19 protein-coding genes are annotated in these 21,084 nt (G+C 42.5%); 5 read left to right on the forward strand and 14 right to left on the reverse strand.

Annotated elements, in window-relative coordinates; genetic code table 11:
* Positions 1–15: 15 nt before the first annotated feature.
* The 3 genes from HFD85_RS18155 to HFD85_RS18165 all read right to left on the reverse strand — a co-directional run bounded on the left by HFD85_RS18155 (position 16) and on the right by HFD85_RS18165 (position 2,650).
* The gene (locus tag HFD85_RS18155; protein ID WP_167613124.1) at positions 16–552 is read right to left on the reverse strand and encodes a hypothetical protein; all 537 of its coding nucleotides are present in this window, start codon (positions 550–552) and stop codon (positions 16–18) included.
* A 167-nt stretch (positions 553–719) separates the two neighbouring features.
* Positions 720–1,373 carry a NigD1/NigD2 family lipoprotein gene (locus tag HFD85_RS18160; protein WP_167613126.1) on the reverse strand — a complete coding sequence of 218 codons (654 nt, stop codon included), beginning with the start codon at positions 1,371–1,373 and terminating at the stop codon, positions 720–722.
* Positions 1,374–1,414: 41 nt separating this feature from the next.
* A complete protein-coding gene (locus tag HFD85_RS18165; protein ID WP_167613128.1) occupies positions 1,415–2,650 on the reverse strand; it encodes a serpin family protein in 1,236 nt (411 codons plus the stop codon).
* A gap of 705 nt (positions 2,651–3,355) precedes the next feature.
* Here HFD85_RS18165 and HFD85_RS18170 point away from each other — a divergent pair.
* Positions 3,356–3,967: an RNA polymerase sigma factor gene (locus tag HFD85_RS18170; protein WP_240925076.1), complete on the forward strand. Its 612-nt coding sequence runs from the start codon at positions 3,356–3,358 to the stop codon at positions 3,965–3,967.
* On the forward strand, positions 3,967–5,382 hold the full coding sequence (locus HFD85_RS18175) for a porin family protein (RefSeq protein WP_167613130.1): 1,416 nt from the start codon (positions 3,967–3,969) through the stop codon (positions 5,380–5,382). Before HFD85_RS18170 ends, HFD85_RS18175 begins: the two co-directional genes overlap by 1 nt.
* A gap of 9 nt (positions 5,383–5,391) precedes the next feature.
* On the opposite strand, the gene HFD85_RS18180 is transcribed toward HFD85_RS18175, so the two are convergent.
* A complete protein-coding gene (locus tag HFD85_RS18180; RefSeq protein WP_167613132.1) occupies positions 5,392–6,435 on the reverse strand; it encodes a DUF4421 family protein in 1,044 nt (347 codons plus the stop codon).
* Between the two features lie 68 nt (positions 6,436–6,503).
* Between HFD85_RS18180 and HFD85_RS18185 the strand changes: the two genes are divergently transcribed.
* From HFD85_RS18185 to HFD85_RS18195, 3 genes are all read left to right on the forward strand, one after another.
* Entirely contained in the window at positions 6,504–6,935 is a 432-nt protein-coding gene (locus tag HFD85_RS18185; protein WP_167613134.1) for a VOC family protein, read from the forward strand.
* Positions 6,936–7,099: 164 nt separating this feature from the next.
* Positions 7,100–7,654, forward strand: coding sequence for a hypothetical protein (locus tag HFD85_RS18190; RefSeq protein ID WP_167613136.1), 555 nt, complete (start codon positions 7,100–7,102; stop codon positions 7,652–7,654).
* Between the two features lie 41 nt (positions 7,655–7,695).
* Complete coding sequence (locus HFD85_RS18195) at positions 7,696–8,211, forward strand: hypothetical protein (RefSeq protein WP_206082019.1); 516 nt, start codon at positions 7,696–7,698, stop codon at positions 8,209–8,211.
* A 10-nt stretch (positions 8,212–8,221) separates the two neighbouring features.
* On the opposite strand, the gene HFD85_RS18200 is transcribed toward HFD85_RS18195, so the two are convergent.
* The 10 genes from HFD85_RS18200 to HFD85_RS18245 all read right to left on the reverse strand — a co-directional run bounded on the left by HFD85_RS18200 (position 8,222) and on the right by HFD85_RS18245 (position 20,940).
* Entirely contained in the window at positions 8,222–8,797 is a 576-nt protein-coding gene (locus tag HFD85_RS18200) for a cysteine hydrolase family protein (RefSeq protein WP_167613138.1), read from the reverse strand.
* A 745-nt stretch (positions 8,798–9,542) separates the two neighbouring features.
* Positions 9,543–11,573: a transketolase family protein gene (locus HFD85_RS18205; RefSeq protein ID WP_167613140.1), complete on the reverse strand. Its 2,031-nt coding sequence runs from the start codon at positions 11,571–11,573 to the stop codon at positions 9,543–9,545.
* Positions 11,574–11,773: 200 nt separating this feature from the next.
* Complete coding sequence (locus HFD85_RS18210; protein WP_167613142.1) at positions 11,774–12,946, reverse strand: phosphoglycerate dehydrogenase; 1,173 nt, start codon at positions 12,944–12,946, stop codon at positions 11,774–11,776.
* Positions 12,947–13,231: 285 nt separating this feature from the next.
* Positions 13,232–13,861, reverse strand: a complete 630-nt coding sequence (locus HFD85_RS18215; RefSeq protein WP_167613144.1) for a Crp/Fnr family transcriptional regulator — start codon at positions 13,859–13,861, stop codon at positions 13,232–13,234.
* A gap of 177 nt (positions 13,862–14,038) precedes the next feature.
* Positions 14,039–15,205: a molecular chaperone DnaJ gene (gene dnaJ / locus HFD85_RS18220; RefSeq protein WP_167613146.1), complete on the reverse strand. Its 1,167-nt coding sequence runs from the start codon at positions 15,203–15,205 to the stop codon at positions 14,039–14,041.
* A 12-nt stretch (positions 15,206–15,217) separates the two neighbouring features.
* Complete coding sequence (locus HFD85_RS18225) at positions 15,218–15,805, reverse strand: nucleotide exchange factor GrpE (RefSeq protein ID WP_167613148.1); 588 nt, start codon at positions 15,803–15,805, stop codon at positions 15,218–15,220.
* A gap of 138 nt (positions 15,806–15,943) precedes the next feature.
* On the reverse strand, positions 15,944–16,456 hold the full coding sequence (locus tag HFD85_RS18230) for a peroxiredoxin family protein (RefSeq protein ID WP_206082020.1): 513 nt from the start codon (positions 16,454–16,456) through the stop codon (positions 15,944–15,946).
* 97 nt (positions 16,457–16,553) lie between these two features.
* Entirely contained in the window at positions 16,554–17,858 is a 1,305-nt protein-coding gene (murA, locus tag HFD85_RS18235; protein WP_167613152.1) for a UDP-N-acetylglucosamine 1-carboxyvinyltransferase, read from the reverse strand.
* Positions 17,859–17,878: 20 nt separating this feature from the next.
* Complete coding sequence (locus HFD85_RS18240; protein ID WP_167613154.1) at positions 17,879–18,463, reverse strand: DUF4290 domain-containing protein; 585 nt, start codon at positions 18,461–18,463, stop codon at positions 17,879–17,881.
* 116 nt (positions 18,464–18,579) lie between these two features.
* Positions 18,580–20,940 (reverse strand): ATP-dependent helicase, encoded by a 2,361-nt coding sequence (locus HFD85_RS18245; RefSeq protein WP_240925077.1) that lies wholly within the window; start codon positions 20,938–20,940, stop codon positions 18,580–18,582.
* Positions 20,941–21,084 lie beyond the last annotated feature (144 nt).

Here is a 21,084-nt window from a genome sequence, read left to right on the forward strand (position 1 = left end):
GCTATTAAATATTTTTTACAGCGGGCTGGCTTCAATGTGGAGGTCGAAATAAGTTGCAACCACGAAATTCATGGGAACTTTATTGGTTGTTCCGGAAACCGTCACCGTTAGTTGTTTCGTATAATACAATTCATTGGCCATCTGCACCAGAACCGAAGGATTAATGTCCGGAGTGAAATCCGAATTGGATGGACTCACATTCTCTAATGTGGCAATTGTTCCAACATTTTCAACCTCGAAAGTAATTGATTCAATTAGTTGATCGCCCACTAAACCACTGATTTCAATATTAACTTCGTTAACTTCTATTCTCTTCAGCAGATCCAAATAGTCTTTAACTTTATTATTTTCCTCCAGCGATTCGGTATGCGACTCGGTAAACGAATAGCTGACAAGCGCCGATTTCTCAGTTGTTGTAGTATCTACTGCAACTGGAATTTCAGCCGTCAAAGTGGTATTGATATCAACATATGCCGCCTCTTTTATTTTTTTGCAGGATGAAAATGCGAGCACGATAGAAATGAAAAGTGTGAATGTTAAAAAGCGTTTCATTTTGTATTTTTTCAGGTTTCTGTGTGCAATATAAGACAAAAAGCTATTCAATGAAAGTTCAAATTGCAATTCACTAATGTGATAGAGCGATTATCATAAAAAAAGCTGCCTCAAAAAGAAGCAGCTTTCAGAACTAACTGTGCAACAAAAATATAGGAATACCACTCCTAGTTCAGTTCAAATATTTCGTTATAAACTTCGTCGTTTAATAATTTGGCGGTCAGTACAAACTCGGTTTTACCTTCTTCAATCAAATCACTTAAGTCGAAACGTAATTCTTTTGTAAACCAACCTTCACAAAGATCGTCGTTGGCATTGTGCCTGATTTCAAAGGTTGGAACAGTGGAGCTGGAAGCTGTCCAGGGATGCATTCTGGCCAGGTCGATGGTGTGATCCTGGCAGCCACCGGGGTACGAAACTTTCATGTATAAACAAGTTCCGTCCATAAAGGCTTCATGCAGATGAACAGGATCGCGGGCCAGGCTGTCGTAGTTTTCAAAATACAGATCTACATATGGCGCACACGACAATTCTTCCACATAACTTACTTCGCAGGGGATTCCGCGGTCGCAGCTGTTTTTTATGTTGTTCATTTCAACATATTCCACTAAAACCCGCTGTCCCTGAGAGAATACAAAACCTTTGGGATAGTACATTGGCTGAATTCTGCTACCACCGTCGAGCTCAATTACGATTCCGCAATTGCCGGCTCCGGCATAGTCCACAACGGTACCGGTGTCGGTAAGAACCGGTTCGTTGTCGTCCTGGCACGAGGCCAATGCAAAAAGAATTACGCTAAATAATATGATAAAACGTTTCATGGCTAAAAATGGCTTTTTCCTATAACGCAAATTCCTGTAATTTATTCTTCATATTCAGGGTTTTGTACTTCGCCAATAAATAAAATGGCGCCGGTATCTTCCTCTGTAATTGCAAATACAAACGGCTTATCAACCGTAAAGTATATTTTTTCGGGTCCGGGTCCTGCACTGGTAACCTCAAAAACGATGGCAGTTACCGCCGCTGCTTCGGTTCCGGTTTCGTTTACATCAATGTAAGTTTTATGAATTACTTCGCTGATATACAGCTTTTCGTCTGATATTTTTGAGAAATCGGCATTGCTTGTAAAAGCCTGCTCCATACCCATTTGCTCGAGGATATTATTCAGCTGGCTTTTAAATCCGAACTTAAATCGGGGCATTGTTACCTGTACCTTTTGGGGCTCACTAAATTGCGAAGACCATTCCGTCCATTTCTCCATACTCAGCTCTTTAACCAGGTCGGTGGAGGTGTATCCATCCTCCGGACGCATCACTACCATCTGGTACTGACCGTTTCCATAAGGCAATTTTACGGCCGAAAAAAGCTCATTAGCAGTATATTCCAGTTCATCGGTTTTGCTCATCATCGGAATTTCGGTGATGGTGCCGTCGTTTTTTGTAAAACGGTTCATTTTTGTGCCGTCTTCATCAAATTCTTTTGTCCAGGTTCCGTAAAAATAAATGGCATTTAAAAGCACCATTCTTGCCTGTGGCGATAAGTCTTGAATGATCGTTTTAATTTTATCGTGAGTTTTATCGGCTACCCAGGCATTGATAATGTCAACGGCTGCCGGTCCGAATTGCAGGCTTTCCACTTCGGCTTTATAAACACTTTGGTTAATATCCAGGAAACTTTGATGAATGGGGAATCCCTCTTGGTAGTAAATAGCATTGGCGATTTCAAAAACCACCTCCTCGTCAAGCGACTGCAACGCATCTACCAGCATTTCGTAAGAATTATTGATCTGATCTACAGTCAAACCGTTCAGCTTCATGGCAGTTTCCATTTCTGTTTTGGTAGTGTTATCGGCCCCGTTGTATGCCATGGCAAGTGCCAGCGAAACACTAAGCGGCGAAATCATCAGGTTTTCTTCGTTGCTGGTAGCACGAATGCGTTGAAAAAGATCGAGGCCAAAGGCATTATCCGCTTCAATCAACTGTGCCGATTTATTGTCGAGCTTAATGTTTTTTTGTTCGTCTCCCTGGTCGTCATTTGCCATGCAGCCAAACAACATCAGGAAAAACAGGAAGGGTAAAAAGATATTGATTTTATGCATTTGTGTTTTGCTTTATTGATTTCTGCTTTGTTGAATTGTTTTCTTGCCAGCTTGTTTTACTCTTTTCAAAAACGCTTTGTTGCATTTTTTATTCAGATTTGATTTTACGCTTCTTTACAAAGATGATACCAAGTTGGAAATGGTTGCGTTGCATTGAATTTCTGGTTAAATCCAAATTCAGTCGTTTCTAATTTAAATTCACTTTTTTCCTACCGGAGGTCATACTCTTTGGCTTAATCCAAAGAGTATGCAGAAAAATCAAGGCTGCTTTTTATCTTCACCTTTCATCTTTACCCTGACTAAGTTCACGCGAGTGATCTCCTCATACCTTCGGAGCTTCTCGGGTTCACTAAGCCCGGGTTTCGATTCAAGGCTCGATTAAAAGAGGCCAACTCTTAGATGGAATGTCACCAAAAACTTTTTGAAGTTTGCAGTCCACATTTTCATTTCAGCTGGCTCAGAAATGCCTTCTTCGTGCTGAATTTTTTTTGCTGAAGAAAAAAGTCAGTCGCAGCTTAAAGAGAAAAGTATTTCTGTATTAATATGAGCTTCACAAAAACATTGTTCTTAATCCATGTGAAGGGGAAATTCTGAAGAGTTTTGTTTTGTTATTATATATTGAACGCAACCTTTTTATCGACAACAGCATCTATCCTCTGATTTTAGATTGATTAACCGTGCAACTGAAATGCAAATGTTGGAGGAGTGTTATTTACCAAATCGGTAATAATCGATACATTAGCGGCACATTTGCAATTGATTTTGGAAGACCTGAAACAAATAATAAAGGAGTGTGCCAAAGGGAATACGCGTGCTCAGGAACAACTTTACAAGTTGTTCGCGCCGAAGATGTATGGCGTTTGTCTTCGCTATTCCAAAGATAAAACCGAAGCAGAAGACAACCTGCAGGAGGGATTTATCAAGGTATTTACCGGCATAAAAAATTTCAGGCACGAGGGTTCTTTCGAAGGTTGGATGAGAAGAATAATGGTGAATGTTTCGCTGGAGAAATTCAGAAAGCAACAGTTGATGTATCCTGTAGAAGACATGGCGATGTACGAAGGGAACCAGGTTTCCGACGATATATTGGCGAATATTTCGGCGCAGGAAATTACAGGTTTAATTCAGGAACTGACTCCACGTTACAGGATGGTTTTTAACCTGTATGTGTTTGAAGGGATGAGCCACGAGGAGATCAGTAAAGAGATGAACATTTCTACCGGAACTTCGAAATCGAACCTGGCAAGAGCGCGGGATGTATTAAAAAATAGGGTAAGAGCACTTTACGGAGGGCTCGATAAAAACAATACGGCTTAATGAAGGACGACTTACATATGGATAACATGTTTCGTGAGAAATTTGAGGATTTCTCAGTGGAACCGCCTGCTCATGTGTGGAATAACATTCAGGAGCAAATGGTAAGCCGACGCAGGAAAAAACGAATGGCTTATATAGGCTGGATAAGTGCCGCAGCTGTGGTTGTGTTTGCTTTTATTGCTGGTTGGATGCTGAATGATAGCTCGAGCCGGATTACAGAAACCGTTGTGGAACAGCAAACTCAGCAGGTGAAACCAACACCAGAAACTAGCGAGCCGGAAACAGTTCAGGCAATAGAGCCAGCGTCTTCGGATAAACAGCTTCAGCAAACAGCATCTAAATTGAACGAAGAACGTGCCTTCTCAGCAAATGAAAATGCGTTTGTTGCCGAAGTCAAAACAACACGTGAAGTACAGCCTGCTATAACTACTGCTGACAGACAAATTGGTAACTATGAGTTGTTGGAAGCCAGAAATGAAATTCAGTTTGTGATCAAACAAAACGGGTTGGCAGAAATTAGAAGAGAAGAAGCAACTTTTGACAAGGTGGAAATATTACCTGAAAGTGATCGTGTATTGATCGCTGAAAATGTTCAACGGCTGAACAGCAAGAAAGAGAAAAACAACGCATGGATAGTTGGTGCACACGTATCGCCGGGCTACTCGGCACATTCTTCGAGTTATTCGAACGATTATGCACAGAATATGAACGAGGTGCAGAATGGCGGCGTGAGTAACGTGGGTGGCGGTATTTCAATTCAATATAAAACCAACAAGCGTTTGAGCATTGAAAGTGGCGTTTACTATGCACAAAATTCGCAAAGTACTGGTACTTCTAATTCATTGTTCTCGGCACCCATGTACGATTATGCCCCTGATATGAACCTGGCCGCCGACGCACCTTCATATGCCAACAATGTGAGTGTAACGCGGGACGGAATTGCAATGAACAGTACAGCAGGAGTTGTAAAAATGAAGGGGATGCCGGCAGGAGCCGAAATTAACGCAAAAACGGAATCGCTTTCCGACTCGTATGCAACAACTATGGTATCCGACGGTGAATTTTCGCAGGTTTTCGACTTTATCGAGATCCCGGTTTATCTGCGTTACAAATTACTCGACCATAAATTTGGTATCGACCTAATGGGTGGATTGAGCGCAGGGATGATTGTAGGAAATAACGCCTACATGGAGAATGATTATGGCCGGCAGAATATCGGAAGTACTGAAGATATTTCTTCGGTGAATATCTCCGGAACTTTGGGCTTAGGCTTTAATTACGATCTGGGACGACACTTTTCACTGGCCATGGAACCACGCGTAAATTATTTCCTTAATTCCATTAACACCAATCCCGACATTGATTATAAGCCATATCGTTTTGGTTGGTTTACAGGGGTTTACTATACTTTTTAAATTGAATTGTCAGGGAGCAAACCGACCAAGACTTCTGGATAGAAAAGTTGGTGCTCCGAACCTGTAGCCGGCAAAAACCTGGAAATTTACTCCTTCGTGTGTAATCGCATTCGAGGCTTTATCCTGGTTGTAATGCTCGCGATACCCCGCCATTTGTAATCCCGCAAAAAAGCGTTTCGAATTGTATCCGAGTGATGCTGCTGCTTCTGTTCTGAAAATTGGGGCATTTAAATGATCTGTATAGCTTTCGTCGTAAAATCGTGTCATCAATTTGGTAAAAATCATACCACCGCCCGTGGCAACTCCGGCAGCGGCATACCATCTTTGGTTGATCACAAAAGTGTAAAAATAGCCCAGTGAAAGGTTGAACTCAAAGTTGTTCGATTTCTGAGAACTGTTGTTTTCTGTTAGTTCGATCTTATTGTCAATCGTATAATACCTGTAAACAAGAATTGGCAATAAACTTCCCGCGCTTTTTAACTGTCGTTCGGTCTGGTTTTCCAACGAAAGGATGGAGTAATTGGGATTTACTTTATAGGCTGTGTAGCCATAAAATCCTTTGTACTGAAGCTCCGGAAATGTGAAATACTGATCATTTAAACCGGGGACATAATTCGGGTTTTCAGAATAAAATCCTTTGATTTTACTGTATGATAATCGTTGAAACCAATGTTCCATGTTAACATTTGTTGCAAACTCAAAGATGTCGGATTTCCCTTTATCCCGGTTGTCGTTGTTGCCGGGTAAGAATCCCGGCGCATACCCCACTGAAAACAGAATGGAACGATAGCTGAAAAAGAGCTTCATTTTAAGATCGGTATTGGGCTGGAGGGTGTAATTGAGGTCGCCACTATGTACCGAAAACGACTCGATGTTATTCGTAATTGCCAGTTTCAACGCCAGTTCTTGTTTATGGCGTTCGATGTACTGATTAGCTGATCGAATGGTATCAGCTTCCTGCCCCAAACTACGTTTACTTGCAAAACTAATAAGAGTCGTAATTGCGAGTAGGATGATGCTACCGTGAATATGCCGCAGGTTAAGTTTATACATTCAATTTTATTATTCTATTCCAACTAAACAGGCAGTTAATTTGTTTAAAAGATAAAAAAAGAAATAGCATGAAAGTAAATGTGTATTTAATTTTTGATGGAAATTGTGAGTCGGCTTTCAATTTCTACAAAGCAGCTTTTGGGAAAGAGTTTGCAATGATCAGTCGATTTAAAGAAATGCCGCCGCAGGAAGGACAACCGCCTTTAGCACCTGAAGATGCCGAAAAGATTATGCATGTTTCGCTGCCAATCGATGGCGACAGTGTACTGATGGGTAGCGATGGTGGCAGTAACTGGTCGGAATATCATAAGCCTGGAAATAATTTTAATGTTTCGGTGAGTACGGAAACCAGGGCTGAAGCTGATCGATTATTCGCGGCGTTATCCGAAGGAGGTGAAATTAATATGCCAATGACTGATGCCTTTTGGGGCGAATATTTTGGAATGTTTACCGATCAGTTCGGAATAAACTGGATGATCGGTTGCAGAGAACAGAATTAAGAACGAGGATCAGAAGGTGATAGTATTTTATAAGCATGGAATTGAGATACTTATTTCATTTTGAAGAAATCCTCTTAAACGATTTTTGGCTATTTGATTTATAACATAATACTACTATTTTTAATTCCGAAATTATTGGAATTACAGATACTAACTTAAACTACATGCAAAAAGTAATTCTGCTGTTGACCTTCTTGCTACTCGGAATTTATATTCATCTTTCAGCTCAGATTCCCCGTTACGAGGTGACTGTTGTAACAGCCATCGAGTCACTTATTCCTGATGGTTTGGGACGATCGCGTATGATCACCACACAGGTAAAGGTGGATTACCTCCATTTTACTTCGCAGCAAACGGAGGATAAAAAGGACAGAAATAAGAGTAACCGGAATGACATTCGATTAAAAGATTATGAAGAAACCAAGTTGTTGAACTTGTATAATGAAGGAGGAATACGGTTTCAGAATATTGCCACAAACGATGCCCTTGTAACATCGAAAATAAACGACATGCTGGCCAATGGCTGGGAGCTTTTTTTTGTTGGTACCGGCGTGGAAAGTAAAATGGTGAGCACTTCGGTAAAAAAGGAGTTACTTAAGATGGGCATTAAAGCACTAACCAATGATGATAGCGAAGAAAAAAGTAAGAATGATCCGAATGGGATTTTTATGACGCGTTATTATTTCCGAAAAATAGTTGACCAGGAAGCAGAGAACTAACAGCAAAAAATAAATCAAGAAATAGAAAGGGCAAACACTATATGAAACGAACAGTACTTTTAACAGCAATTGTTTTGATGATGAGCCTCATTTCCGAAGCACAGGAAAAACCGGTTTACGAGGTAAAAATTATCACCAGTATTGAATCAATTATCCCGAATGGCATTGGGCGTTCGCGTTTAATCTCAACCGATTCTGATGTTGATTACCGTGAATTTACCACTACCCAAACCGAAGAGTCCGGAGATCGGAATAAAAGTGATCGCGAAGAGATCAGAATCAAGGATTACGATGAGACCAAGTTGCTGAACTTTTTTAATGTGGGAGGAATTCGTTTTCAGAACATCGCTTCAAACGATGCATTGCTTACTTCAAAGATCAACCAAATGATGTTGGATGGCTGGGATCTTGCCTTTGTGAATACAGGTGTTGAAAGTTACGGCGGAACAGATGATACCAACGGAATCTTTATCACCCGCTATATTTTTAAACGTGAAAAACCGGCTGAAACCGCCGAAAAGCCAGCAGAAACGGAATCAGATTCTGAATCAAACTGATTGTTTAATTCTATTCCTTCAACAAGTCTGCCACAGTAATTACCCTGGCATAGCTTTTTAATGTTGCCAACGTTGATGCATGAACATCGGCTGCTTTAACGGTTTTGTCACCGAATTTCAGATCGCGGGTGGCACAGGCATCTCCCAGCACTGTGCACCGATAGCCCAGGTCGTGAGCGGCACGTGTACCTCCTTCAAGGCACATGTGGGTCTGCATTCCGGCCAACACCACATACTTTATCTGATTTTCCAGTAAGTAATCATTTAAGCCTGTTCCCAAAAAGCAGTTTACTTCTTTTTTGGTGAATACTTTTTCCGAAGGAAGTGGCTTTACCAATTCATGAATAGCTCCTCCCGGTTCAAAATCGTGTTTTACATGAACAACCAACCCATTGTTTTCCCGAAAATAATTCAATACTTGTTTGGCCTGAACAGCTGCCTTTTCGGGATCTACCAATTCATAAGCTCCTCCCGGAAAATAAAATTCCTGGATGTCGATCAGGATCAAAGCAGTAGAATCAAGTTTTTGTGCAAAACTGAATAAGTTAAGCCAGCTAAAAACGATTAGGATAAGCAGTTTTTTCATGAGGTAATTAAGTTTTCTGAAAAATAAGAAGAATTTCTTAATTCGGAATCAGGGGAATTAGTGTTCAATATCTGCTTCTGTAAATGAATTGCAATTTCAAAAAGCTTATCTGAATTCTGAACTGAATTTAAAGTCACGAACATTTATCAATAAATGGATCATTTTTCAGTCCGACAGTTTAATCCAGGCGGTTTTCTCTTCTATGTAGCTTTTCTTTTTATGCATCTTATACAATTAGCCTAACCCGGGGCGTCGTAATTCGTAGAATTACTTTGCCCCGGGCTATACTATGACGCACTTTCAGCGCTTATTCTAAATAAGTAGCATCAGTGTCCTTTTTAGGGCTGAAAGTCCGTAATATTTCAGCCCCGGGCAAACGATCCGACGTTAGACGGAGAGTGTCGCCCGGGGAAAATGAATTGTATTAAAATAGGCGCAATTGCACAAGTTGATTGGAAATGTGACCTGTAATGCGCCGCAAATCAAAGAGCTTCTTTGAAATGCTTCGGAAAAATATGCGTATTAAAGGGACGACAGGAAACTGAAAGACAATTCGACTAATTAAGTAAGTGGCTTACAAATTCATTGATTTATCCTTGCCGAGAACTACCGGCAAATTCTCCCTTCCTTCCGAAAAGGCCGGCTTTCTTACTTGCAGGGATGGATAAAACGATGAGTCACTGAACAACAAAAAAAGGGTGCTTCCTAAAAAGCACCCTTTCACTCAATTTAAATATTTTGCCAATTAAGCCAACATTTCTTTTACCTGTTGATAAACGTTTTCGCCATTGAAGCCGAGTTTTTCATCAAGCACGGTGTAAGGCGCCGAGAATCCGAAAGAATCAAGTCCCCAAACTTTTCCGTTTTCACCAACAAGACCTTCCAGTGTCACAGGCAATCCGGCAGTCATTCCAAAACGTGGAACTCCAACAGGAAGAACTGCATCCTGGTATTCTTTAGACTGATTTCTGAAAACTCCTTCCGAAGGAACAGAAACCACCTGAACTTTCAGTCCGTCTTTTTCGCGTAACAAAGCTGCACCGTCAACCAGGGTAGCTACTTCAGAGCCACTGGCCAAAAGCACAACGTCGGGAGTACCTGCAGCAGCCTCAACAATATAAGCTCCTTTTTCAGCCTGAAGTGCCGATTCGTAAGCGTCACCTTCAGCCGGAAGGCTTTTGATGTTCTGGCGCGATAAAATCAGTGCTGATGGGGTAGTGGTATTTTCAAGTGCCATTTTCCAGGCCACAGTTGTTTCTGCTGCGTCGGCCGGACGGAGAACCAGTGTACTGTTTGCTCCATGGTGATTTTTCAATTTCTCCATCAAACGGATCTGAGCTTCCTGCTCGACCGGCTGGTGAGTCGGTCCGTCTTCTCCAACGCGGAACGCGTCGTGTGTCCAAACAAATTTAACAGGCAACTGCATCAATGCCGACAAACGAACCGCAGGTTTCATGTAATCCGAGAATACGAAGAAAGTTCCGCAAACAGGAATTACACCACCGTGCAGCGCCATACCGTTCATAATTGCCGCCATGGTCAATTCGCTAACTCCGGCCTGCAGGAAAGATCCGCTGAAATCGCCTTTTGTAAAGGCTGTTGTTTTTTTCAGGAATCCGTCGGTTTTATCCGAGTTTGAAAGGTCGGCCGAAGCTACGATCATATTTTCGATCTCGCCTGCAAATGCTGCTAAAACTGTTGAAGACGCGGCACGTGTAGCCGAGTTTGCTTTTTGCTCAATTTTTGCAAAATCGAATTCCGGAGCTTCCGTAGAAAAGAACTTTTTCAATTTGGCAGCGAGTTCCGGATTTGCAGCTTCCCATTCGGCCTGTTCAGCTTTTTTGGCAGCTGCTGCTGCAATCAATTCAGCTTTACGCTTGGCATACAATTCCTGAACATCATCGAAAATTACAAATGGATTTCCAGGATTTCCGCCGAGGTTAGCGATTGATTTTTCGAAAGAAGCACCTGCTTCACCCAATGGCATTCCGTGGGTTGAAGTTTTGCGTTCGAAGTTGCTTCCATCAGCAGCAAGAGCACCTTTACCCATAATTGTTTTACCAATGATAATGGTTGGGCGTTCGGTTTCTGCATTGGCTGCTTTTAAAGCTGCACGGATTTGTTCTGTGTTGTTACCTTCGATGGTAATTACATTCCAGTTCCAGGCTTCGTATTTTTTTGCTGTATCTTCCAGCGATACAGCGTTTGTTTCGGTAGAAAGCTGAATGTCGTTTGAGTCGTAGAACATAACCAGGTTGCTCAGTCCAAGGAAGCCGGCAATACGTCCTGCACCTTGCGAAATCTCTTCCTGCACACCACCATCGGAAATAAAGGTATAGGTTTTATGTTCCATCCAATTGCCAAAGCGTTCAACAAGGAAACGTTCTGCAATAGCAGCTCCGACCGCCATTACGTGTCCCTGTCCCAGTGGACCGGAGGTATTTTCAACGCCTCTTTCAACGTCAACTTCGGGGTGCCCCGGTGTTACGCTGCCCCACTGACGGAAGTTTTTCAGGTCTTCCATACTGTAAAATCCTGCCAGCGATAAAACACTGTACAGCATTGGCGACATGTGTCCCGGATCGAGGAAAAAACGGTCGCGGTTGATCCAGCTCATATCCGATGGATCGTAATTTAAAAATTCGGTATAAAGGATGTTTACAAAATCGGCACCACCCATTGCTCCTCCGGGGTGACCTGATTTTGCTTTTTCAACCATTGATGCAGCCAGAATGCGAATATTATCGGCCGCTTTAACTTCAATACTTTTACTCATGTTTGTTATTTTAATTCATTCTTTTTCAGGTATGACAGGAATGTCAAAAGTATAAAAATTGAGGAAAACAGAAGGGGATTCAATTTCCAAATTAATGATTATTTATAAAACTTCACACGTACACTTTATTGTTCTGCCGAAAATAAAAAAGAGAAATCCGAATTTCGGATTTCTCTTTATAGTGTTTTTATTCAATGCTACTATTTGTTCAGGATTCGCACCATGAAGATGCCATCAACGGCAAGCAGTTCGTCTTTAACCGATGCATTAACGGTTGAGGTGGCCACATCGATAATGTTATAGGCAATGTCGTCACGTTTACGGTTCAGCATATTGTCGATGTTCAATCCGTTTGCGGCCAGGATGCTTGAGATCTGGCTTACCATATTTGGCACGTTTTTGTTGGCGATGATGATGCGGCAACCTCCGTTGCGCTCCATTTCGGCAGCAGGAAAGTTCACTGAATTAATGATGTTTCCGTTTTCGAGGTATTCGCGTGTTTGCTCAACCGCCATAATTGCACAGTTGGTTTCCGACTCTTTTGTTGAAGCTCCGAGGTGAGGGATCGAAATTACTTTGTCCATTTTCAGGCATTCTTCATCGGGGAAGTCGGTAACATATGATGCTACTTTTCCTGAATCAATTGCGTCTTTTAAGTCGGCATGGTTAACAAGTCCGCCACGGGCAAAATTCAGGATCTTCACACCGTCTTTCATCATGGCGAACTTATCTTTGTTGATGTAACCTTTTGTGTCAGGTGTAAGCGGAACATTAATAGTTACATAATCGGCTTGTTGCAAAAGCAACTGAATTCCTTCAACCCAGGTAACTTCACGACTCAGTTTTAAAGCGTGTTTTACCGACATATAGGGATCGTATCCAACAACTTTCATACGAAGTGCTGAAGCGGCGTTCGCCACCAGAACACCGATGGCACCCAATCCGATAACCGCCAGTGTTTTGCCTTTCAGTTCCTCTCCGGCAAAATTGCTTTTCCCTTTTTCAACCAGTGCAGGTACATTTTCGCCTTCACCTATAAGCGTTTTGCCCCAGTTCACTGCACCAATGTAATCGCGCGATGCCATTAACATTCCGGCAATTACAGCTTCTTTTACTGCGTTGGCATTGGCCCCCGGAGTGTTAAAAACAACGATGCCCTGTTCGGTACATTTCTCGATCGGGATATTGTTTACTCCTGCTCCTGCACGCGCAATCGATTTTACCGACGATGGTATTTCCATGTCGTGCATTTTAAAACTGCGCAGGATTATTGCATCAGGATTTGGAATCTCACTGGCTATCTCGTAATTATCTAAAGGAAATAATTTTAACCCGTCAGGGTCAATTTTATTCAACGTTTGAATTTTGAACATGTGGCTAATTTTTAATTTGATGAATCGTGTAGCTGATTGATGACAAATATCAGCATTATCTGATAAAATCGTAAGTAAAACGAGGGATAATTTTTTAATATGAAATTAACATTAAACACCACATAAAAAGAAAGCCACCCGTTCACTAACGGATGGCTTATCAACCTTCAACTACTAACCGATTTTATAACCCAAAAAATTATGAAACAATAGTTATGAACAATGTATTCTCATATTGTTTGATGCAAAGAAAATAAGTTGATTGGAGCAGGTCTGTAATCTAAGTCACAGAAGACCAGAATAATCTATAAAATTTCGTGAAATTTCTATTTTTCCTTCTTTTTCGAGCTTTTTAAGCAGCCGGGAAATAACCTCGCGCGACGAATTTAATTTTAATGCCAGCATCTGATGCGTGCCGGAATAGGTGTTGGATCCTGATTTTCGGTGCCGGTCGACAAAGTATTTTACGAGTCGCTCGTCGAGCTTCATAAAGGCCACCGCATCGAGGGTATCGATGAGCTCGCGAAAACGGTACTGAAAAGTTTGCATAACAAACTGTTTCCAAAGCGGGTATTTTGTTATCCAGGAATCGAGGTATTCAACAGGTATCAACAATACTTCCGATTCTATCTCGGCAACAGCATTTAAATCGCTGGTTTGTTGGGCCATACAGCAGGTGAGCGACATGGCGCAAACCTCGTCTTCTTTCAGGTAGTAAAGTAACAGTTCGTTACCATTATTACTGGTTCGCGAAACGCGTATCAATCCGCGCAAAACAAGCGGAAAGCTGGAAATAAACTGGCCTTCGCGAATGAGTGATTCGTTGGGCTGGAAAACTTTGGATACTCCAATTCGGAAAATTTCCTGCTGCAGTTCCGGCTCCAGAAAGCTGTATCGTTTGATAAAATCTCTCACAAGTAGTTGATCAGTGTCAACAAATTTAAGCTTGTCTATGAGTTTTGCAAAAAAAAGTAGGTGAGAGTTGCTTATTCAGAATTAATATAGAATCAGATCTCTGGCATACGTTCCTTCAAAAAAAAACTACGAGATTAATTTCCCGCAGTTTTCTTTTATCGTAATGTCGTATTTTACTTATTCGAACATGTCTCTCATTTTTGCAAAAAACGATTTTTCGGAATGCGAAGGACCATCCTGGAATCCGGGTGATTCCTGTAGTTTTTCAAGCATTCTTTTTTCTTCATTGCTTAATTTTTTCGGGATCCAAACATGGACACGAACCAGCAAGTCGCCACGTCCGTAACCGTTTACGTCGGGAATTCCTTTTCCACGTAAGCGTAATATTTTTTCGGGTTGAGTTCCCGGTTCAATCTTTACCTTTACTTTGCCATCAACCGTAGGTATTTCTGCAGTAGTGCCTAGTGTAATCTCAGGGAACGATACAAAAAGGTTGTGGATGAGGTTATTTCCATCGCGAACCAGTTCTTCGTGTTCCTCCTCGGTGATCACCACCAGCAAATCGCCATTAATTCCACTGCGACGTCCGGCATTTCCTTTTCCTGAAACATTCAGCTGCATGCCTTCGCCAACACCTGCAGGAATTTTTATGTTGATCACTTCTTCTCCATGAATGACACCTTCACCGGCACAGTGGTTACATTTATCAGTGATCATTTTACCATCACCCTGACAAGTTGGACAGGTGGATGTGGTTTGCATCTGTCCCAGTAAAGTGTTCTGGACACGGGTTACCTGGCCTCGTCCGCCACAGGTTCCGCAAGTAGTGTACGAGGAGGCATTTTTTGCTCCTGTTCCGCTACAAGGATCGCAGGTAACGTATTTTTTTACCTTAAGCTTTTTCTCAACTCCGTTAACGATCTCGCTCAGGTTGAGTTTTACCTTAACCCTAAGGTCGGAACCCCGGCTCACCCGGCGTCCGCCACGGCTTCTGCCGCCACCGCCGCCAAAACCGCCAAAGCCACCAAAGTGACCTCCAAAAATATCGCCGAAAGCCGAGAAGATATCTTCAATATCTGAGAATCCGGCTCCGCCGCCATAGCCACCGCCGGCAGCACTTCCGACACCTGCATGGCCAAACTGATCGTAGCGTTGTTTTTTCTCCGCATTACTTAAAACCTCATAGGCTTCAGCAGCTTCCTTAAACTTTTCTTCGGCCTCCGCATTACCGGGATTTTTATCGGGGTGATATTGAATGGCTTTTTTCCGGTAGGCTTTTTTTATTTCCTCCGGACTCGCGCTTTTGCTTACTTCCAGTATTTCGTAATAATCTCTTTTGGCCATTTTTTCCTCCAATTACTCTCCGATTACAACTTTGGCAAAACGGATCACTTTTTCGTTTAAGCAGTATCCTTTCTGAACAACATCAACAACTTTTCCTTTCAGATCTTCCGAAGGAGCCGGGATTTTAGTGATTGCCTCGTGCAGATCCACATCGAAATCCTGCTGCATGGCTTCAATTTCCTTAATGTTGTTTTGTTTCAGAAATTCCTTGAATTTATTGTAGATCAGCAATGTTCCCTGTTTTCCTGCATCTTCATCAGAAACAGCTTTCAGAGAATCGAGTGCACGTTCAAAATCGTCCACAACAGGAAGAACATTCACCAGAACAGACTCGCCCCCTGATTTAATCAAATCGGCTTTTTCCTTCATTGTGCGTCGTCTGAAATTGTCGAATTCAGCCTGCAAACGAAGGTGTTTGTCCTGCATTTCTTTCAGTTGATCTTCCAACTCTTCAATTTTTGCTTCCTTTTTATCTTTTTTCGATTTCTTCTTTTTATCTGAAGTTGCCTCCGCTGTCTCTTTTTCTTCAGTTGCCTGAACTTCCTGTTCCTGCTCTTCAGCGGTGTTTTCTGCTTCGTTTTTTACTTTTTCTTCTGCCATAGTTTCCAATTAATTTTGCAGTGCTGTCATTGCAAATATTTTGCCATGCAAATATAAACGACAAATTGACACCCAAACAAAATATTGAGTGTCAATTTGAATGATTTAGAATTATCTTAAAACAGTCTCTCTGTCAGACTATTTCACATATTTTTCAAGTGCTGCTTCCAGTGCCGGACCACGAAGATTCTTGGCCAGAATTACGCCATTTTCGTCAAGTAAAAAATTTGCGGGAATACTTCGAATACCATAAACCGCACCCAGTTTTGATTGCCAGCCTTTCAGATCGCTGATGTGATAAGGCCAGTCCAGTTTATCCTGGTTAATGGCGCCTTTCCACTGGTCGGCAGTGCGGTCAAGTGAAACATTGAAAACCACAAAGCCATCACCATTTTTAAATTTTTTGTCTTTGTAAGTGTTATAGGCTTTTACCACGTTTGGATTTTCACGGCGGCATGGTCCACACCAGCCTGCCCAAAAGTCGAGCAAAACAACTTTTCCTTTAGTGTCTGATAATTTTATGGTTTCTCCGTTTGGTCCCTGTCCGATCAACTCCGGAGCTTTGTTACCGATATTAATTCCCAGTTCCTGGGCGTGCAGGCTGATGCCGGCAAAAAATAAAACGATTGCGATAAAAACTAGTTTCTTCATGTTTTTTTGAAATTTCTGTTTGTCCAAAAATAAAATTTTCTGCAATAGTAACGAAAGGAAAGCGGATTTGTTTGTACGTATCTGTATAAATCGATATTTAGATTCGTTCGATTTTGGCACCAAGTGCATTTAACCGTCCATCGATGTTTTCGTAACCACGGTCGATCTGTTCAATGTTATCAATCGTACTTATTCCTTTTGCCGACATAGCCGCAATCAGCAGGGCAATACCTGCACGAATGTCGGGCGAGGTCATTTTTGTGCCACGCAGCGAATGTTTGCGGTCGAGCCCGATTACGGTTGCACGGTGCGGATCGCACAAGATGATCTGGGCGCCCATATCGATGAGTTTATCGACAAAGAAAAGTCGGCTTTCGAACATTTTTTGGTGAATCAAAACACTGCCTTTCGCCTGGGTGGCAATTACCAGAAAAACACTGAGCAAGTCGGGTGTAAGTCCCGGCCATGGCGCATCTGAAATGGTCATGATCGAACCATCGATGTAGGACTCAATTTCGTAATGTTCGGTGTCTTTTACCAACAGATCGTCGCCGGCTTGTTCCACATTTATTCCGAGCCTGCGGAAGGATTCAGGAATGATTCCAAGGTGCTCGATCCCAACATTTTTTAAGCGGATCTCGGAGGCAGTCATGGCAGCCAGGCCAATAAAACTACCAACCTCAATCATGTCGGGAAGTATTTTATGATTACATCCGCTTAGCGAAGTAACCCCTTCAATGGTCAGCATATTCGAACCTATGCCGCTGATTTTGGCGCCCATCGATACCAGCATTTTACTGAGCTGCTGCAAATACGGTTCGCAGGCCGCGTTGTAAATGGTGGTGGTTCCTTCTGCCAGAGCTGCTGCCATTAATATGTTGGCGGTTCCGGTTACCGAAGCCTCGTCGAGCAGCATGTATGCTCCTTTTAGTTTGCTGGCCGTAACCGAATACCAGTGGTTTTCCTTGTCGAAATAAAATTCGGCTCCCAGTTTCTGGAGTCCGATGAAGTGTGTGTCAACCCGTCGCCGGCCAATTTTGTCGCCCCCCGGTTGCGGTATAAAACCCAGCCCGAAACGAGCCAGCAGCGGCCCGATGATCATGATCGACCCACGCAGTCCGGCAGCTTTTTGTGCATATTCATCACTTTTCAGGTAGTCGATATCAATGGTGCCGGCGTCAAAACTAAAATGGCCTTTTGCAAGGCGTTCTGTTTTAACTCCCAGTCCGTTCAGGATATCAATGAGTTTTAGTACATCACGAATTTCAGGAATGTTTTCGATGGTGGTATTTCCAGGGCTTAGTAAGGTAGCGCAGATAACCTGAAGCGCTTCATTTTTTGCGCCTTGTGGTTCAAGGTCTCCTTTTAGTTTGTAGCCACCTTCAATTTGAAAAGTTGACATTGTCCGGTGAATGAAAGGGTTTATTTTTTCTTTTTCTTGTTGACTTTTTTGGGTTTACTCAGCAGTGTTTTAGTTTCAGATAATTGAAGCGACTCATTCGGAACAAGTTCACCGCGTGATAATTCTTCGAGGTCCTTAAAAATCTTTTCGTCTTCCACTGCGTCCTTATTCCAGGCCAGATACGATTTTTTCATCTGGTTGGCAATCTGCTCAATAATGATTTCGCGTTCCTCGCCCTCAAAGTTTTTGGCTTCCTCAATAATCAGTTCCATGGTACGGCCATAGTGGCGATACTTTATAAAGTGCTGGTTGTAAGGTACTCTGCCCGGTTTTTCGGTAAGAATATCCGGTGATGGCGGATCGTAGGGATAATCAATATCGAGTTTGAAATCGGCCATGATAGCCAGGTGATCCCACAATTTATGTTTGAATTCAGGCACATCGCGCAGGTAGGGGTACAAATTACCCATAACATCGATTACGCTTTGTGCGGATTTGTTTCGTTTGTCGCGATCTTCAATGGTCATTAAATAATCGACCATGTTCTGTACATTTCTTCCATATTCAGGAAGTGCCAGTTTTTTTCGTTTTGAATTATAATCCATCTAAAAATTCTTAAGTGATATCTTTTCTTCGTGCAGAACAGGATTTGTCTTCGAAGTGATGCTGCAAAACTAATGAATTCCTGTCAATTCACGAATAAAATTTATGTAAACCCTTGTTATCCTTTTATTTTCAGGCGGGCAAATTTCAGTAAAAGTTGTTTTTGACCTGCCCGCGGAAAATATACAGTTGCTTTTATATCCGGAGCGTTTCCTTCAACATTCAACACTTTTCCTTCGCCGAATCGCTGGTGTTCAACGGTCATTCCGGCTTGAATTTTTGACGGATCGTCGCCTTCGAAACTTTGCTGAACTCCGCTGTTTTGTTTTAGTGAAACGAGTTTTTTGTTGAAAATGTTTTGCGACTCGCGTGTTTTAAATGCCGATTGCGGCTGACGCTGCGTAAAGGGTCTTTGAGTAGTGGGTTGATGAAAAGCAGCTGTTGGCGAAGTTTGTTGCGAATTTCCTGAAAGATCGAGTGTGGTCTGGTTGTCGATGTATTTTTCATCCAGCTCCTCGAGGAAACGGCTCGGCGTACAAAAATCGAGCTGGCCCCAGCGGTAACGCTGATTGGCAAACGATAACCAGGCATTTTCTTCTGCACGTGTAATGGCCACATAAAACAGGCGGCGTTCTTCTTCCAGCGATTCCATAGTGGCTTTTTCGCCCTGACGCTGAGAAGGGAAGAGGTTCTCTTCCATTCCTACCACAAAAACATTTTTGAATTCCAGTCCTTTGGCTGAGTGAACGGTCATCATGGTCACCTTGTTTTTGTCTTCGTCCTTATCGCTGTCCTGATCGGTAAGCAAAGCCACATCTTCGAGGTAACGTTCCAGTTTGTCCGATTCGCCTTCTTCTTTGGCCGAAATGGTGAATTCCTGGATACCGTTCAGCAATTCCTGGATGTTTTCGTGCCGGCTAAGTCCTTCGGGCGATTTGTCGTTGTAAAGGTCTTTTAGTATCCCGGTTTGTTCGGCAATTGTTTTGGCTGTTTCAAAAGCATCGGCATCCTTTGCCAGTTGCTGAAAGCGTTCGATCAGTGTCACAAAGTTCATGACTTTGGCTGCTGTTCCGCGATTCAGGTCGGCATGGTTTACATTTGGCAGCGTGTTGATAATCCGCCATACCGAAGTTTCTTTTCCAATGGCAGCGCTTTCGAGTTTTGCCAATGTGGTTTGCCCGATTCCTCGCGCCGGGTAATTAATGATGCGCTTCAGCGCTTCATTATCATCAGGATTGATGGCCATTCTGAAGTAGCTCAGCAGATCCTTGATTTCTTTGCGTTGATAGAAACTCAGGCCACCATAAATTTTGTAGGGAATATTTCGTTTTCGCAGCGACTCTTCAAAGATTCTCGATTGTGCGTTTGTCCGGTACAAAATGGCGTAATCGAGGTATTGATAATGATCGCGCAACTGTGTTTGAGCAATTTCCTGGGCAACAAGAAATCCTTCTTCATTGTCGGTTAGTGCCGAGAGAATTTTTATCGGATTGCCGGTAGCATTTTCCGAGAAAACGTTTTTGGGAATTTGCTTTTTGTTTTTAGCAATTATGCTGTTTGCAGCATTTACAATAGTTTGTGTGGAACGGTAGTTTTGCTCGAGCTTAAAAATTTTGTGATCCGGGTAATCGCTTTTAAAATTCAGAATGTTCTCGATTCGCGCACCACGGAACGAATAAATACTTTGAGCATCGTCGCCAACCACGCAAATGTTGTTGTGTTTGGCAGCCAGTTTTTTAATGATCAGGTACTGCGCATAGTTGGTATCCTGGTACTCATCTACTAAAATGTATCCAAATTTTTCCTGGTATTTGGCCAATATCTCAGGCTTATCGCGAAACAGGAGGTTGGTGATCAAGAGCAGGTCGTCGAAATCCATGGATCCTGACAAACGACAGCGTTTGGTGTATTCTTTGTAAATCTCAGAAATAGCCGGCATGCGCATATTTTTGTCAATAGACCGAAGTTCCGATGAGTTGGCATATGCCATTGGTGTAATGAGGTTGTTTTTCGCCATCGATATCCGGCCGGCAACCACATTCGGTTTGTATACTTTATCGTCGAGCTGAAAACTTTTAATGATGGTTTTGATCAGGCTCTTACTGTCGGCACTGTCGTAAATCGTAAAATTCGAAGGGAAACCGATTGTTTCGTGTTCCACCCGAAGAATGCGGGCAAAGATGCTGTGAAAGGTTCCCATCCAAAGATAACGCGCAACATTTTCGCCGGCCACGCGGGCGATTCGTTCCTTCATTTCGCGGGCTGCCTTATTGGTAAAAGTAAGCGACAGGATGCTTGACGGGCGGGCTCCCTGTTTTAACAGGTGTGCAATTCGGTAAGTAAGTACCCTTGTTTTTCCCGATCCTGCACCGGCAATTACCAGCGAGGGGCCTTCGGTTCGTACAACCGCTTCATGTTGAGCTTCATTTAATTCTTTCAGATAATCCAGCACATTTCCTCCTTTCGTTCCGAAGCACAAAAATAGAAGTTGTATTAGCTTCGGCCATCATTTTAAAAAGCTTTTTTCAACAAATTGTTTAGATGAAGGATGCCAGGGTTTGCTTATTCCTTTCATGACTGCGGATTCAGGGAGAATTTTTGGAGGCGTGGGCAATTAAATAAA

The sequence above is a fragment of the Maribellus sediminis genome, assembly GCF_011799805.1.
GTDB lineage: Bacteria > Bacteroidota > Bacteroidia > Bacteroidales > Prolixibacteraceae > Draconibacterium > Draconibacterium sediminis_A.